The organism is Pseudomonas idahonensis, assembly GCF_037903935.1.
GTDB classification, from domain to species: Bacteria; Pseudomonadota; Gammaproteobacteria; order Pseudomonadales; family Pseudomonadaceae; genus Aquipseudomonas; species Aquipseudomonas danubii.
The window spans coordinates 222,859-238,419 of sequence record NZ_CP149586.1; the positions used below are offsets into that span (position 1 = coordinate 222,859).

13 protein-coding genes are annotated in these 15,561 nt (G+C 64.9%); 3 read left to right on the forward strand and 10 right to left on the reverse strand.

The window, feature by feature from the left end; genetic code table 11:
- Window positions 1-272: 272 nt before the first annotated feature.
- The 3 genes from WIN67_RS01020 to WIN67_RS01030 are packed head-to-tail and all read right to left on the reverse strand — an operon-like array spanning window position 273 to window position 4,305.
- On the reverse strand, window positions 273-1,883 hold the full coding sequence (locus tag WIN67_RS01020) for an arylsulfatase (protein ID WP_268561945.1): 1,611 nt from the start codon (window positions 1,881-1,883) through the stop codon (window positions 273-275).
- Between the two features lie 14 nt (window positions 1,884-1,897).
- Entirely contained in the window at window positions 1,898-2,713 is an 816-nt protein-coding gene (locus tag WIN67_RS01025) for an ABC transporter ATP-binding protein (protein WP_339070502.1), read from the reverse strand.
- Window positions 2,710-4,305 carry an ABC transporter permease gene (locus tag WIN67_RS01030; protein ID WP_339070503.1) on the reverse strand — a complete coding sequence of 532 codons (1,596 nt, stop codon included), beginning with the start codon at window positions 4,303-4,305 and terminating at the stop codon, window positions 2,710-2,712. The genes WIN67_RS01025 and WIN67_RS01030 overlap by 4 nt, the downstream gene beginning before the upstream one ends.
- Window positions 4,306-4,691: 386 nt before the next feature.
- On the opposite strand from WIN67_RS01030, the gene WIN67_RS01035 reads away from it, so the two are divergent.
- Window positions 4,692-5,714, forward strand: a complete 1,023-nt coding sequence (locus tag WIN67_RS01035; protein WP_339070504.1) for an ABC transporter substrate-binding protein — start codon at window positions 4,692-4,694, stop codon at window positions 5,712-5,714.
- Between the two features lie 265 nt (window positions 5,715-5,979).
- Here WIN67_RS01035 and WIN67_RS01040 read toward each other — a convergent pair whose 3' ends face one another.
- Window positions 5,980-6,900: a LysR family transcriptional regulator gene (locus WIN67_RS01040; protein ID WP_102862601.1), complete on the reverse strand. Its 921-nt coding sequence runs from the start codon at window positions 6,898-6,900 to the stop codon at window positions 5,980-5,982.
- Between the two features lie 183 nt (window positions 6,901-7,083).
- Here WIN67_RS01040 and WIN67_RS01045 point away from each other — a divergent pair, with 183 nt between their 5' ends.
- Window positions 7,084-7,989 (forward strand): TauD/TfdA dioxygenase family protein, encoded by a 906-nt coding sequence (locus WIN67_RS01045; RefSeq protein WP_110651294.1) that lies wholly within the window; start codon window positions 7,084-7,086, stop codon window positions 7,987-7,989.
- A gap of 257 nt (window positions 7,990-8,246) precedes the next feature.
- Here WIN67_RS01045 and WIN67_RS01050 read toward each other — a convergent pair whose 3' ends face one another.
- Together WIN67_RS01050 and WIN67_RS01055 are read right to left on the reverse strand one after the other, a co-directional pair.
- Window positions 8,247-9,863 (reverse strand): alkaline phosphatase family protein, encoded by a 1,617-nt coding sequence (locus WIN67_RS01050; RefSeq protein WP_339070505.1) that lies wholly within the window; start codon window positions 9,861-9,863, stop codon window positions 8,247-8,249.
- A 274-nt stretch (window positions 9,864-10,137) separates the two neighbouring features.
- Window positions 10,138-11,082 (reverse strand): LysR family transcriptional regulator, encoded by a 945-nt coding sequence (locus WIN67_RS01055; protein ID WP_110651204.1) that lies wholly within the window; start codon window positions 11,080-11,082, stop codon window positions 10,138-10,140.
- A 154-nt stretch (window positions 11,083-11,236) separates the two neighbouring features.
- Between WIN67_RS01055 and WIN67_RS01060 the strand changes: the two genes are divergently transcribed.
- Complete coding sequence (locus tag WIN67_RS01060; protein WP_339070506.1) at window positions 11,237-13,609, forward strand: TonB-dependent receptor; 2,373 nt, start codon at window positions 11,237-11,239, stop codon at window positions 13,607-13,609.
- Window positions 13,610-13,723: 114 nt separating this feature from the next.
- On the opposite strand, the gene WIN67_RS01065 is transcribed toward WIN67_RS01060, so the two are convergent.
- The 4 genes from WIN67_RS01065 to WIN67_RS01080 form a co-directional block, all read right to left on the reverse strand.
- Entirely contained in the window at window positions 13,724-14,038 is a 315-nt protein-coding gene (locus tag WIN67_RS01065; protein ID WP_339070507.1) for a hypothetical protein, read from the reverse strand.
- 23 nt (window positions 14,039-14,061) lie between these two features.
- Complete coding sequence (locus tag WIN67_RS01070; protein ID WP_213664537.1) at window positions 14,062-14,490, reverse strand: SMI1/KNR4 family protein; 429 nt, start codon at window positions 14,488-14,490, stop codon at window positions 14,062-14,064.
- A gap of 104 nt (window positions 14,491-14,594) precedes the next feature.
- Window positions 14,595-15,266 carry a hypothetical protein gene (locus WIN67_RS01075; protein ID WP_102882710.1) on the reverse strand — a complete coding sequence of 224 codons (672 nt, stop codon included), beginning with the start codon at window positions 15,264-15,266 and terminating at the stop codon, window positions 14,595-14,597.
- Between the two features lie 74 nt (window positions 15,267-15,340).
- Window positions 15,341-15,556 (reverse strand): helix-turn-helix domain-containing protein, encoded by a 216-nt coding sequence (locus WIN67_RS01080; protein ID WP_011058598.1) that lies wholly within the window; start codon window positions 15,554-15,556, stop codon window positions 15,341-15,343.
- Between the last annotated feature and the right edge of the window lie 5 nt (window positions 15,557-15,561).

Consider the following 15,561-nt stretch of genomic DNA (forward strand, 5'->3'; position numbering starts at 1 on the left):
GCCAGCGCCTGGCGCAGCCCGGTGTATTCACCGAGGATCGATACCGGGTTCTGTGGCACGCCGCCCGTTGAGCAGCGAGGCGGCGGTCTTGCCACCTTATCCCCACTGTCATGCCGGACTTGCCGACAACCCAAACGCACCGCGTAGGAGCCGGCTTGCCGGCGAAAGGGCCCTGGAGACTTGTGTTGTTCTGGAGGACGCTTTCGCTGGCGAGCCAGCTTCTACACTGGCCCGCTCTTGCACGGTCCGGTTCATAGCCAGCTCCTACAAGCTCAATCCGGCTGGAACGGCGATTCGCTGAGGATCACTCCGGTTTCATCCACATAACGCTGCCATTCCTCCAGCAGCGTGCGCAGTTTTTCCGGTTGGCGCTGGGCCAGGTCGTGAACCTCCCCCGGGTCCTGGCCCAGGTCATACAACTGCCAGGTCGCCGGCCCCACCGGCCCGGGGATGTACACCGCCTTCCACTGGCCCTGGCGAATCGCCCGGCGGCCGAACAGCTCCCAGCCGGTCACCGTGTGCTGGTCATGCACCTGGGCGGTTTCGCCGGAGAGAAAGCCCAGCCAGGACTTGCCCCGCAGCGGCGCCACATCGCGCCCGCGCCAGCGCTTGCCGGGGTGACGCACGCCGGCCAGGTCGAGCAGGGTCGGGGTGATGTCCATCACCGTGCCGAAGCCGTGGCTGATCTGTCCCTTGAGCGGCAACTGCGGGTAGTGCAGCAGCGCCGGCACACGAATCCCGCCCTGGGTGGTGAAGGCCTTGAACAGCCGCGATGGCGCGGTGGCCGCCTGGGCCCAGGCCGGGCCGTACCAGACGTAGGAGTTGGCCCGGCCGATGTTTTCCAGGCGGTTGTCGTAGTGCTGGTTGAGGTAAGTGAGCAGCTCCGGTCCGAACTTGGGAAAGGCTTCCAGCAGCGCGCCTTCGGCGCCGTTGTCGGACATGAACAGGATCAGGGTGTTGTCCAGCTGCCCCTGCTGGCGCAGGTAATCCACCACCCGGCCGATGTTCCAGTCCATGCGCTCGACCATCGCCGCATACACCTCCATGGCCCGCGCCGAAACCTGCCGCTGTTCGTCGCTGAGGGCGTCCCACTCGGCGTTGAGGTTGATCAGCGGATGAGGCTCGACCTCGGCCTCGATCAGGCCCAGGGCCTTGAGTTTTTCCAGGCGTTCCAGGCGCAGCACCTCGGGGCCAGCGTCATAGCGGCCGCGGTACTTGGCGACGATCTCCGCCGGGGCCTGCAGCGGCCAGTGGGGCGCCGAGAACGGCAGGTAGGCGAAGAACGGCCGGCTCTGGTCGCGCTCTTTCAGGTACTGCAAAAGCTTGTCGCCGAAGGCATCGGAGGAATAGAAATCCGCCGGCAGTTCATCGATGAAGCGGTCGTCCTCGATGTACAGCGCCGGAGTGGATTTCAGCAGCCCGGGGGTGTGCTCATCGTAGGTCGGCTCGAAGCCGTAGTGATTGGCCGCCCCCGGCAGCAGCGAAAACGAACGCTCAAAGCCCCGGGCGTGGGGCGCGCGCTCGGCGGTCAGCCCCAGGTGCCATTTGCCGCTCATCAGAGTCTGGTAGCCGGCTTCGCGCAGCAGTTCCGGCAAGGCCACCACGCGATCATTGAGGTAGCCCTCGTAGCCCGGCTTGCCGATCAGCTCGGGGGTCAGGGCTTCGGCCATGGTGCCGATCCCGGCGATGTGGTGGTCGGTGCCGGTGAGCAGCATGGAGCGGGTCGGCGAGCAGGTCGGGGCGGTGTGGAAGTCGGTCAGGCGCAGGCCACCTGCGGCCAGGGCATCGAGGTTCGGCGTGGCGATCTCGCCGCCGAAGGCGCCGAGGTCGGAGAAGCCCAGGTCGTCGGCCAGGATCACTAGAAAGTTGGGACGTTGCGGCATCGCGGCACTCCTGTTCAGCAAGCAATGAAGGTCAAGGGCAGGTTGCGGATCTGCACCGGCTGCGGCGCCTGGTAGTGATCATCGCTGGTCAGTTCGTGGAGCAGTTCTTCACGCAGTTGGTGGAAGTCGAAACCGCTGCGCTGGCGCGGATGGGGCAGGGCCACCTCGACCACGCGCTTGATGCGGCCCGGGCGCGGCTCCATCACCACCACCCGGTCGGCGAGGAAGATCGCTTCCTCGACATCGTGGGTCACCAGCACCGTGGTGATTTTTGCCCGCTCGCGGATCGCCAGCAGCTCGTCCTGCATCTGCTGGCGGGTCAGGGCATCGAGGGCGCCGAAGGGTTCGTCCAGCAGCAGGATGCGCGGGCTGGCCACCAGCCCACGGGCAATGGCCACCCGTTGCGCCATGCCGCCAGAGAGCTGATGGGGATAGGCCCGGGTAAAGTCCTTGAGCCCTACCAGCTCGATGAAATCGTCGATCCGCCGCTGGCGCTCGGCGGCGCTCAGCGGCTCGTTGACCAGGCCCAGGCCGATGTTCTCGGCCACGGTCAGCCAGGGGAACAGACGGTGCTCCTGGAACACAATGCCGCGTTCACTGCCGATGCCGCTGACGGTTTGGCCGTCGACCCGGATCTCGCCGCGAAACTCGGTGTCCAGGCCGATCAGCAGGCGCAGCAGGGTGGACTTGCCGCAGCCGCTGGAGCCGACGATGGCGACGAACTCGCCGTCGGCGATGTCCAGGTTGAATTCGCGGATCGCCTCCACCTCGCCACCGGCGACGGCGAAGCTCTTGCCCACGTGATTGAAACTGACCAGGGGTGCGTTCATGCGTGTCTCCAGCGGGTGGCGCGGGTTTCGAGTTGTTGGCCCAGCAGGTTGAGCAGGGCCCCGGTCAGGCCCACCAGGAGCATGCCGGCCATGATCAGGTCCATGCGCAGCAGTTGCTGGGCGCTGATCATCTGGCTGCCGATGCCGCCATTGGACGGCATGAAATATTCCGCGCCGATGGTGCCCATCCAGGCGTAGATCAGGCTGATGCGCAGGCCGGCGAAAATCCCCGGCGCCGCGCCGGGTAGCACCAGCCGGCGCAGGCGTTGCCAGAGGTTCAGGCGCAGTACCTGGGCGGCCTCCGCCAGTTGTGGCGAAAGCTGGGCAACGCTGCGCTGGGTGGCGATGAACAACGGGAAGAAGGCGGCCAGGGCGACGAACACCCACTTGGCCAGCTCCCCCAGGCCGAACCAGGCGGTGAGCAGCGGCACCCAGGCGAAAATGGCGATCTGGCGAATGGCGGCCAGGGTCGGCCCCAGCAGTCGTTCACTGAGGCGCGACAGCCCCAGCAGCAGGCCAAGGGCCAGGCCCAGTCCGCCACCCAGGGCCAGGCCGCCGAGGGCGCGACCCAGGCTCAGGCCCATGCCTCCCAGCAAGCTGCCGTCCCGCAGGCCGTCGACAGTGGTGCTGAGTACTGCCAGCGGGCTTACCAGGATGTTGGCGTCCACCCATTGCCCTGCGCTCGCCACTTGCCACAGGGCCAGCAAGGCCAGGGGCAGCAGCCAGGGTTGCAGGCGTTGCCAGCCCTGGTAGCGCGGGCCACGGCGCAGAGCGGCGGTGGCCGGGTGCGGCCAGTGCACCAGGGTGCGATCCAGCCAGCCGATGCCGCGGTCCATGCACACCCCCAGCACGCCGATCACCAGGATGCAGACGAAGACGATATCCAGCATGAACAGTTGCCGCGCCCAGACCATCAGGTAGCCGATGCCTTCGCTGGAGGCCAACAGCTCCACCGCCAGCAACGAAGTCCAGCCGGTGGCCAGGGCCAGGCGCACCCCGGCCATGAACGCCGGCAGCGCGGCGGGCAGCACCAGGCGACGGATCAGCAAGGCCGGGGGCAGGCGCAGTACCGCGGCGGCTTCTCGCAGCCTGGGCTGGGCGTCGCGCACGCCCACCAGGGTGTGCAAGGTCACCGGCACCACCACGGCCTTGACCAGCACCACCAGCTTGAGCACTTCGCCGATGCCGAAAAACACCATGAACAGTGGAATCCAGGCCAGGGTCGGGATCTGCGCCAGGGCGCCGAAGGAGGGGTACACCAGACGCTCCAGACGCCGACTGAAACCCAGGGCGCCGCCCAGCAGGGCCCCGGCGGTGATGCCGGCCAGCAAGCCCCAGAACAGCCGTTGCAGGCTGATCGCCAGGTGGCTCCACAGCTCGCCGCGGCCCAGCTCCAGGGCGCTGCTCCAGACCAGGGCCGGGGCCGGCAGGATCTGCTCACTCATCCACAGGTTGCGGCTGGCCAGCCACCACAGGACGAACAGGCTCAGGGGCAGCAGCCAGGGCAGCAGGCGCTGATGGATTGCGGGCCAGCCCGGGCGTCCGTTGGACGGTGCCGCCAGGGGCAGGCTGAGCAGGGAAACACGGGCCATGGATGACCTCCGTCGTCGGGTACTGCATGGCGTGGGTCGATGCCGTAGGCGCTGGCTTGCCAGCCAATCAGCGCTTGAGGACTACGCAAGGCTGGCGGGCCGCTGCGCCGGCAAGCTGACTCCTACGGCATATGCATTGCAGTTCTATTAAATTTCTTATCGATTCTAATAAGAGATAAGAGAAGCCATTTAAGGCTTCTGCCCGACACGCATCCAATGCATTTGAAGAATATTTTTCATGCATTTCATGCATGTTCCCGGGGATGCCCGTGGGCACTGATTTATTCGAATGAGTTATTAAAATGTGAATTTATAGTATTTAAATGTTGATCGATTCCGTGCCTACCTTCTGCTCCTCACAGCCTTTGCCATCAGGAGCCGCACCCATGAACCTTCCCTTCAAACGCGTGATCAGCCTGTTCGCCGCGCCGGCCCTGGCGGGACTGCTGGGTTGTCTGCCGCTGCTGGCCCAGGCCGCTGAGCTCAAGGAAATCCGCATTGCCGTGCCCGACCTCAGCGCCGGCACCCAGCACAGTGGTGGTGGAGTGGTGGACGTGCTGCGTCAGCAGCAGATCTTCGAAAAGGCCTTTGCCGACCAGGACATTAAGATCCAGTGGAATTTCTTCAAGGGCGCGGGGCCGGTGATCAACGAGGCCTTCGCCAACGGCCAGGTGGACCTGGCCTATCTCGGGGATCTGGCGGCCATCATCGGCAAGTCCAATGGCCTGGATACGCGTTTGCTCAGCGCCTCGGCCCGTGGGGTCAAGCATTACCTGGGGGTGGTGCCGGGCTCGGGGATCAAGACCCTGGAAGACCTCAAGGGCAAGCGCGTGGCGGTGTTCCGTGGCACCGCCACCCAGCTGTCGTTCGATGCCGCCCTGGCCAGCCGGGGCCTGAGCGAGAAGGACCTGAAAGTGGTCAACCTCGACTTCAACGCGGCGGTGGCGGCCCTGGCGGCCAAGCAGATCGACGCCTCCTGGGGCAGCACCGGGCTTTCCGCCCTGCGCAGCAAGGGGCTGGCCGAACTGCCCCTGAGCACCAAGGACCTGGGCGGCGCCGGCAGCGTGCAGAGCGTGCTGGTGGGCGCCGGCAAATTTGTCGACGAGCACCCCGAAGCCGTTGAAAAACTGCTCAAGGCCCAGCAGCAGGCCGTAGAGTGGCTGACCCAGGACAGCAACAAGGACGCCTATATCCAGCTGGTGTCAGGCTTGGCCAGCTACCCGCCGGTGATCTTGCAGGAAGACCTCAAGGACCAGCGCCTGAGTGAGATCTTCCCCTCGACCCTGGACCCTGTGTTCCTCGGCAAATTGCAGGATTCGGTGGATCTGGCGGCCAAGGAACGATTGATCCGCAAGCCGTTCAAGGTGGAGGCCTGGGTCGCCCCACCGCTCGCCGCCGCCGGCCTGTAACCCCCTTCCTGAACCCCTGTAGCCGCTGCCGCAGGCTGCGCCCGGCACCGTAGGGGCCGCCGGGGCCGGCAACGCGGTCTACCTGGAGGAACCGGGTGCCGTCTTGCGCCGACTGCGTCGTCGTTCGCAGCCTGCGGCAGCGGCTACAAGGCTGCGTTCGGCACCGTGGGGGGCGCTGGGCCGGCAACGCGGTTTATCTGGAGGAACCGGGTGCCTCTTGCGCCGACTGCGTCGTCGTTCGCAGCCTGCGGCAGCGGCTACAGGGTTAGACGGCGATGCCGTGGGTTTGCTGGTCGACCGCCACCAGCACTTCGATCAACTTGCGCGCCGCTGGCGACAGGCGAAAACCGCTGCGGCTGACGATGCCGCAGCGGGCATTCAGGCTTTCGATGTTCTGTGGCAGGTTGCGCCAGTGCAGCAGCACCAGCGACCCCTGTTCGATGTCTTCGGCAAAGGCCTCGGCGGTGCCCACGCCAATGGCATTGGACTGGCGGACGATCTTCACCAGCGCCGGAAAGTGTTCAGTCTCGATGGTCGGTGAAAAGTCGATGCGTCCGCTGAGGTTGGCCAAAAGCTTGCGAATCCCCGGAGGGATCAGGGTGGTGGCCAGGGGGTAGTCGAACATGTCGTTGGTGGACAGGCTTTCCTTGGCCAGCAGCGGGTGCCCGGGGCGGCAGAAGAACACCCCGCGCTTGGGCGTCAGCGGCTGGGTCTGGTAGTTCGGGTCGGCCTCGAAATGGCGGATGTCGGCGATAAAGAATTCGATCTCTTCGCGGTTCAGGCTGCGGCTGAGTTTCTCCCAGTTATCCACGGCAAAGCAGGTGCGCACCTTGGGGTGGGCGCTGCTGAACTGCGCCACCGCGTCGGGCACCAGTTTCACCGCCGGCGCCGGGCCGCAGCCGAAGCGCACCTCGCCGGCATCGAGCTTGGTCATCTGGGTCACTTCGCTGCTGAGCAAGGCCGCGCCCTGCACCAGGCTCAAGGCGTGCTGCAGCACCACCTGACCTTCCGGGGTGGGGCGCAGATCCTTGTTGCCACGGTCCACCAGTACGCAGCCGAACTCCTGCTCCAGGCCCTGGATACTGCGGCTGAAGGCCGGTTGGGTGATGCCCATGGCGTCGGCGGCACGGACAAAACTGCGGTGTTCATTGAGGGCGATGAAGTAACGCAATTGGCGAAGATCCATATGCTTTCCCGGCATCCGAAAAATAGCTCGAAGGCATTTGCGACGAGTGAGGAATGAGGTTTTAAATGCAAGCTCTTATTCCGTCAACGAAGCATGTAGTTATCTATTAGATCCAAATTGAATATAGATAGAGCGTTGTTTCGCGGCGGTTCCCACCGTAAGCAGTCGATGAGGGTGTACCTGATGAGCAATGCCGCCTTAGCCGTTAAACCCGCTGTTGATGCCCTTGATATCCACCCGGTGGCCGGTCGCATCGGCGCCGAGATCCGTGGCGTGCAATTGTCCGGCGACCTCGACGCCGGCACCGTGGACGCCATCCAGCAGGCGCTGGTGCAATACAAGGTGATTTTCTTCCGTGGCCAGACCCACCTCGACGACCAGAGCCAGGAAGCCTTCTCCCACCTGCTGGGCGAACCGGTGGCCCACCCCACCGTGCCGGTGCGCGATGGCACCCGCTACCTGTTGGAACTGGACGGCGCCGAGGGTCAGCGGGCCAACTCCTGGCACACCGACGTGACCTTCGTCGACGCCTACCCGAAAGCCTCGATCCTGCGTTCGGTGGTGGCCCCGGCTTCCGGTGGCGATACGGTGTGGGCCAACACCGCCACCGCGTACAACGAACTCTCGGCGGAACTGCGTGAGCTGGCGGACAAGCTCTGGGCGGTGCACAGCAACGAATACGACTACGCCGGGGCCAAGCCTGATGTCTCGGCGGAGAAGCTGGAGCGTTACCGCAAAGTCTTCACCTCCACCGTATTCGAGACTGAACACCCGATCGTCCGCGTGCACCCCGAAAGCGGCGAAAAGAGCCTGGTGCTGGGGCACTTCGTCAAGCGCATCAAGGGCTATTCCCAGGCCGATTCGGCGCACCTGTTCAACCTGCTGCAAAGCCACGTCACCCGCCTGGAAAACACCGTGCGCTGGCGCTGGAGCGCCGGTGACGTAGCGATCTGGGACAACCGCTCGACCCAGCACTACGCCGTGGACGATTACGGCACCCAGGACCGCATCGTGCGCCGCGTGACCCTCAAGGGCGATGTCCCGGTGGGCGTGCATGGCCAGCGCAGCCAGACCATCAAAGGCCTCTGACCCGCCCCACGGGCATTTACCCGATGAACCTGCCCGCTGTAGGAGCTGGCTTGCCAGCGAATGCGCCCCAGAGAGCGCTGCAAGGCTCAAGGGCCTCTTCGCCGGCAAGCCGGCTCCTACGAGAATTCACGCGATGGACTTGCCCGCTGTAGGAGCTGGCTTGCCAGCGAAGACGTCCCAGAGAGCGCTGCAAGGCTCAAGGGCTTGTTCGCCGGCAAGCCGGCTCCTACGGGTGAAGGTGCAGGCGTGGGAGGGGGTTACCACACGCCGATCTGCACCAGCTTTTCGCTTTCCGGTTCGCCGTAGCGGAAACGCTGGCCCCGCAGGTCGATCTCTTCATGGCTGATGGTGGTGCGGCGTTTCAGGCCGCGCAGCCATTGCAGCAGATACCCCAGGTGTTCTTCACGCACCGCGGCATAGGCCGGGTCCGCCCCCAGGTCATGCAGCTCCTGGGGGTCGTTGTGCAGGTCGAACAGCTGTGGGCGAAAGCCGTCATAGGCCAGGTACTTCCAGCGTTCGCTGCGCACCATGGTCATGCGGCAGCGGTCGATGGGCTGGCCCAGGCGCTCCCGGGCCGGGGCCTGGAAGGCGTAGTCGTATTCGCTGATGGCGTAGCGGCGCCAGTTCGGTTCCGCGCCGTGCAGCAGCGGGATCAGCGAGCGGCCTTCCAGGCGATGTTCGGCTCCCGGCAGGCCCAGGGCCTCAAGAAAGGTCGGCAGGGCGTCGATGGTTTCCACCAGGCGTTCATCCACCGTGCCGCGGCTGCTGTCCGCCGCCGCGCGCGGGTCGCGAACAATCAGCGGCACGCCCACCGCCGGCTCCAGCAGAAACTCCTTTTCCCCCAGGCAGTGATCGCCAAGGAAGTCACCATGGTCGCTGGTGAAGACGATCAAAGTGTCGTCCCAGCGGCCGTTGCTCTGGAGGAAATCGAACAGTCGGCCCAACTGATCGTCCACCTGCTTGATCAGCCCCATGTAGGTTGGCACCACGTTCAGGCGCACTTCATCCCGGGAAAAATTCAGGCTTTCTTCATGCTGGCGGAAGGCGGCGTAGACCGGGTGATCGCTGAGCTGCCCAGGCGCCGCGCGCACGGCCGGGATGACCTGCTCGGGGCCATACAGGGCGTGGTAGGGCGCGGGGGCGATGTAGGGCCAGTGCGGCTTGATGTAGGACAGGTGCAGGCACCAGGGTTGCTCGCCCTGTTCGCTGATGAAGTCGATGGCGCGGTCGGTGGTGTAGACGGTTTCCGAATGTTCCTCGGCGACCCGGGCCGGCAGGTGCGCGTTGCGCATCTTCCAGCCGCTGAGGATCTGCCCCTGCTCGCCGGCTCCAGCATTGGCCCAGTCGTGCCAGGGGTTACGCCCGTCATAGCCCAGCTTGCGCAGGTAATGGGTGTAGGGCGCCGACTCGCGTTTGTCATCGAACAGCGGGTCGTCGGGGTAGATGCCGTCGTGGCGCAAGTAGGGCTCGAAGCCGACTTCGTTGAGCGCCTCGGCCTGGGGGCTTTCGGGGTCGATGGCCAGGCGTTGCAGGGCATCGAGGTTGGGCGTGGCGTGGGTCTTGCCCACCAGCGCGGTGCGAATGCCGTGGGGCCGCAGGTAGTCCCCCAGGGTCAGTTCCTCCAGGGGCAGGGGCACGGCGTTCCACGCCACCTGATGGCTGCTGACATAGCGCCCGGTGTAGGCCGACATCCGTGATGGGCCGCAGATGGTGCCCTGGGTGTAGGCGCGGCTGAAGCGCACCCCGACGGTGGCCAGGCGATCGATGTTCGGGGTGTGCAGGTGCGGGTGGCCGTAGCACGAGAGGTAATCCCGGCGCAGCTGGTCGCACATGATGTAGAGCACGTTGCGCACGTGCGGATGGGTATTGGACATGGGGTTCACCGAGGGGAAGACAGGCGAGTTTTTTCGCCTCCGGCGGGGCCTCCCGGCAAGCGCATTTGCCGAATAGTTTTGATGCAGGGCGTGCATCGCTCAGGTCCTTGTAGCCGCTGCCGCAGACTGCGATCGGCCGCGCAGCGGCCGCCGGGGATTTGCCGTGGATGGCCGGGGCGAGGACTGCGTCCTCGTTCGCAGCCTCGCAGGCTCGGCAGCGGCTACAGGTGCAAGCGCAGGGGGCGAGTGTCGGGGCAGGACGCCAGTCAGGGGCTCAGACGGCCAGGTTGTCGAGGGACGGCAGCGCTTCGTCCTGTTCGTCGATGGCCTTGATCTCTTCGATCATCGCCGCCGCCAGGGGCGACAGGCGGTAGCCGGCGCGGCTGACGATGCCGTAGCGGGTGTAGAGCTCTTCCAGGTCATCGGCCAGGCCGTCGATCTTCAGGCACACCAGTTCGCCCTTGGCGTTGTGCAAGGCATCGCTGTAGGAGCCGACGATGCCGATGGCGTCCGAGCGCATGACCACGCCCAGCAGGCTGTAGCTGTTTTCGCATTCCACGTTGGGCGTGAAGTCCGGCTTGCCGCTCAGGTCGACAATCACTTTGCGCAGGTTCGGCGGGCGGATGGTCACCGCCAGCGGGTAGCTCATCAGCTCACTGGCGCTGACGCTGGCGCGCTGGGCCAGGGGATGCCCGGCGCGGCAGCAGAAATGCCATTTGCGTGGGCGCAGGCGCTGGGTCAGGTAATCCGGGTCGGCTTCGAAGTGGCGGGTGTCGGCGACGAAGAACTCGAACTCTTCGCTGAGCAGGCGCTTGCTCAGGCTTTGCCAGTCATCCACCTGGAACTGCACCCGGGCCTTGGGGTAGCGCCCGATAAAGCTGCCGATGGCCCGGGGAATCAACCCCGAGGCTGGGGCCGGGCCGCAGCCGAAACGCAACTCTCCCGCCTCCAGGCCATTGAACTGGCTGATCTCGTTGGCCATCTGCTGGGCTCCACTGACCAGCCGACGCGCATGTTCCAGCAGCAACTGGCCCTGCTTGGTCGGCGCCAGGTCCTTGCGCCCGCGATCCACCAGCTGGCAACCGACGCTGTGTTCCAGGGCCTGGATGCTGCGGCTGAAGGCCGATTGCGAGAGGTTCACCGCCGCCGCGGCCGCGACAAAGCTGCGCTGCTCGGCGAGGGCGATGAAGTGACGGAGCTGGCGCAGATCGATATGCATTTTTCACATAAAAAATATCGGGGAAATGCATTGGCTATGCATTAGGTCGACTCCTTATAAAGGCAATCTCTTATGCAGTAAATCTTTGTAAAAACATAAATAAATAACTTTAAGGAATATACGAGGCTGTATATTTTCTGACCAGGAGCCGCCCATGAGCCCGTTGTCCCTCGCGTCACCCCTCTCGCCCCGGCGGCTCAAGCGCCTGCCCCTGGCGCTGTTGCTGGCCGGTAGCGCCAGTTGGACACCGACCTGGGCCGAAGAGGCCCCGGCGCCAGACACCGCGCCGGCCAAGAGCAGCGCCAACAAGACCCAGGCCGACGATGGCCAGTTGCAAACGGTGACCGTGACGGCTCGCCGCCGCGAGGAAAGCTCGCAGAGCGTGCCTACGCCGATGAGCGTGGTCAGCGGCCAGGCCCTGGAGAGCCAGCGGGTGTATCGCATCCAGGATCTGCAGCAACTGGTGCCCAGCGTCAACGTCGCCTACATGCATGCGCGCCAGTCCAGCGTGTCGATCCGTGGCCTGGGCAACAACCCGGCCAGCGACGGCCTGGAAGGCAGCGTCGGGCTGTACATCGACAACGTCTATCTGGGACGCCCGGGGATGGCGGTGTTCGACCTGATGGACATCGAACAGCTGGAAGTGCTGCGCGGTCCCCAGGGCACTCTGTTCGGCAAGAACACCACCGCCGGGGTGATCAACATCGGCACCCGGGCGCCGAGCTTCACCCCGGAGCGCAGCATCGAAACCTCCCTCGGCGAAGACGGCTACTTCCAGACCAAGGGCACGATTTCCGGGCCGCTGAGCGATGAGCTGGCGGGGCGTTTTTCCGCCTACCGCACCCGCAGCGACGGCGACATCAAGAACGAGTTCGACGGCCACGATCTGAATGGCGGCTCCCGCCAGGGCTTTCGCGGGCAGTTGCTGTACAAGCCCAATGACAGCTTCAACCTGCGCTGGATCGGCGACTACAACGAAGAGGATTCCAGTGCCGGCACCCGGGTGCTGTACAGCACCGGGCCGACCATCAACGGCACCAATGTCTATGAGTCGCGTGCAGCGGCGGCCGGGGCGACCCTGGTCAACGGTTCGCACCGCAAGGTCAACCTGGACAACGACCAGCATGTCACGGTGTTCCAGGGCGGCACTTCGCTTGAGGCCAACTGGACCCTGCCCAGCGACTTCACGCTGACCTCGGTCAGTTCCTACCGCTGGTGGAACTTCACTCCGCGCAACGACGATGGCCTCAACGTGGCGGCTACCTACAACGCCGGGGTTTCAGTGGAAGACAAACAGTGGTCCCAGGAATTCCGACTGGCCTCGCCCACTGGCGGCTTCTTCGACTACGTGCTGGGCGCCTACTACTTCGGCTCCGACCTGGACAACAAATCCTTCGCCTATTACGGGCCCAAGGCGGACATCTGGAACGGCACCCCGGCCGGTGCCTTGAGCAACGTCACCAGCATCGGCAACGGGCACATCCAGACCAACAGCTTCGCCCTGTTCGCCCAGGGCACCTGGCACCTCACCGAGCGCCTGGATTTCACCGCTGGCTTGCGGGGCACCTACGAGGAAAAAAGTGCCTGGGTCACCCGCAACGCTCCGCTGGGTGGCGCGGCAGTGGCCGGGGCTGCCGCCAATGCCCGTCGCGGACGCACCGGAGCCTATGACTCCGGTGACCTCAACCAGTACAGCACCAGCCCTTCGGGCCTACTCAACCTCAGCTACCGCTTCACCGATGACCTGCTGGGTTACGCCACCCTGTCCCACGGCGAGAAGTCCGGCGGAGTCAATCTGGTCGTGGGCTCGGCGCCGACCGCCGGGGCCGACTCGCTGTTGATCGGCACCGAGCGCGCCAACAACGCGGAACTGGGCTTCAAGAGCACCCTGTGGGACCGTCGCCTGCAACTCAACGCCAACCTTTTCTGGACCCAGGTCAATGGCTACCAGACCAACGCCTACGACGACGCCAATCGCGTGCAGTACCTGACCAACGCCGGTTCGGTGCGCTCGCGCGGGGTAGAGGTGGAAAGCACCCTGGTGCCGATTCGCGGCCTGACCCTGAACCTCAACGGCTCCTACAACGACGTGCGCTACCTGTCCTACAAGGATGCGCCGTGCCCGCCGGAAGTCAGCCTGCGTCCTGGCGCACCGGCGTCCTGCGACCTCAGCGGCCACCAGGTGGTGGGTGCTTCGAAATGGATCGGCAACGCCAACGGCGAGTACAAGTGGAACCTGGATAACGGCCTGGAAGAGTACGTCACCGCCAGCTATGCGTTCCGTTCCAAAGCGGTGGGCACCGTGGAGGATTCCGACTACGGGCAGATCCCCAGCTACGCCGTGGTCAACCTGTCCACCGGCCTGCGCGGCAACTACGAGCAGGGTCAGTGGGACGTCTCACTGTGGCTGAAGAACGCCTTCGACAAAACCTACTACACCACCCTCTGGACCGGCGGCAACGGTGGTTACGAAGGCCTGCTGGGCACGCCGCGAACCCTGGGCGTCACAGGCCGCTACGACTTCTGAAACCCGGCTTCACGGACCTCGCGCCGCAGAGCCCCCAGGGCATGTCACGCTCGGAAACGACGGTGAGTGTGGCGCAGGCGAGCTGGCTGGACGAGGCGGTTTTGGCCGACGGCCTCAGAAGTAGAAGTACAGGCCGGTATCCCGTTCCAGGGCCAGTCGATTCAGGGCGATCAGCCTGTGGATAAGTTCATCCTCGGGCGTCGCGGCCTGCATCAGGATCGACAGGGCCGTGGCCAGGGCGGCCTGGCCCTGGATCGAGGCGTCTTCGTAGTCGTCGATCAGGCTGCCCAGGGCGCGGTTCAGGCTCGGTAGCAGGTCGCTGCGCGACAGCACCGCCCACTGCTCCGGGGACAGGGCCAGTTCCTCCAGGTCGCCCGGCAGGCACTGGTCCAGATCCAGGCGTTGCTGGGCCTCTTGGTTGGTGGGCACGACTATCCATTTGCGCGCTGTGTTCATGGCTGCCACAGCTCGACAAAGGCCTTGAAGTCGGCCGCCACCGGGTAGCGCCTGGCGCTCTCGGGATCGAAGACTTCCACCGCCACCCGCGGGCTGTTGAAGTCCAGGCAAATCAGCAGGCCACCGGCATCCCGGGCAATCGGCAGGCAACCGGCGGCGAGCCCTGGCACGCGGCCGGGGCTGGCGTACCAGAGCAGGCTCCAGGGTTGGTTGTCCAGGCCGAATTCGAAGAACTCGCTGATGCAGGCGTAGTCGTTGCCATAGGGGAAGGTGCCGATCCCCGGCGTGGCGGCCGCGGCGTACTGCACCAGCTCCAGGTACAGCGCCGGGAACTCGACGCCGAGGCGTTGCTGCACCTGGGCGATCAGCTGTTCGTCCACCGCCGATCCGGGTTCTATTTCCCAGGCATTCCAGTCCAGGGGCATGTTCGACCTGCGCCTTGTCGTTGAGGGGGCTGCGCCCGCGCGAGGGGGATCGGGCGGGCGGCGAGGGGCGATTGTAGGCGTGTCGCCCGGTGCGCGGTAGGCGCTTAGTTGCAGCTGTGACCTTCGGGCAGGGTGACGGTGTATTTGCGCTGCACCCGGTTTTTGAAGTCCAGGTTGTTCAGGCTTTCCTGCACCAGGAAGTCCTCGACCTTGGCGTCCTGGCAGTCCTCGTTATAGGACGAGGCCCGCAGCAGGAACACGGTGCGCCGGCTCTGCTCGTCCTTGGCCTTGATGTTGAAGGTGCTGAGGGTGGTGTAGCCGGTGCGCTCCGAGGAACCCACCGGGCCCCAGGTGGTGGTCGGGGTGCTGTTGCACACCAGGTTCTTGTCCTTCTTGGTGCTCTGCTTGCACACCGTCTTGGTGCTGCTGGGCACCTGGCCGTAGTCGGTGGCGGTGTAGCGGTAGCTGGTCTTTTCGCTGCCCACATCGAGGGTGAAGTTCATGCGAAACGGTGGGGGGTTCTTGGGCAGCGATGTCTCGGTGTAGACCTGCTTGAAGCCCATGCCGTGCAGGGCCGCGACCATGTCGCGCAGGTAGTAGCTGGCGTTGAGGCCGTGGGCATCGTTGGCGCCGTTGACGGTCACTAGCACCGGGGCCTGGGGATCGAAGTAGTAGTCCGGAGCCGGGGTAGCGGCGATGGCCACTTCGAGTTTGTTGGCGCAGCCGGTCAAAAGACAGGCGAGTAAAAGCAGCGGGCAGAGCAGGTAGCGAGTCATGAATAAGCCAATGTGCAACGTGAGGAGTGGTAAGGCTTTAACGAACGGGACTCGGATCAAACAAACGCGGGGGGTTACGCGGGCTCGGTGGCCTGGTATTCCAGAAGGTCACCGGGCTGGCAGTCGAGTGCAGCGCAGAGTTTGTCCAGGGTCTCGATTTTCATCCCCTTGACCTTGCCATTTTTCAGCAACGACAGATTCGCCTCGGTAATGCCCAGGATGGCGGCCAGCTCTTTGGAGCGAATCTTGTTTTTAGCCATGACAACGTCAAGCCGAACGATAATGGTCATCTCAT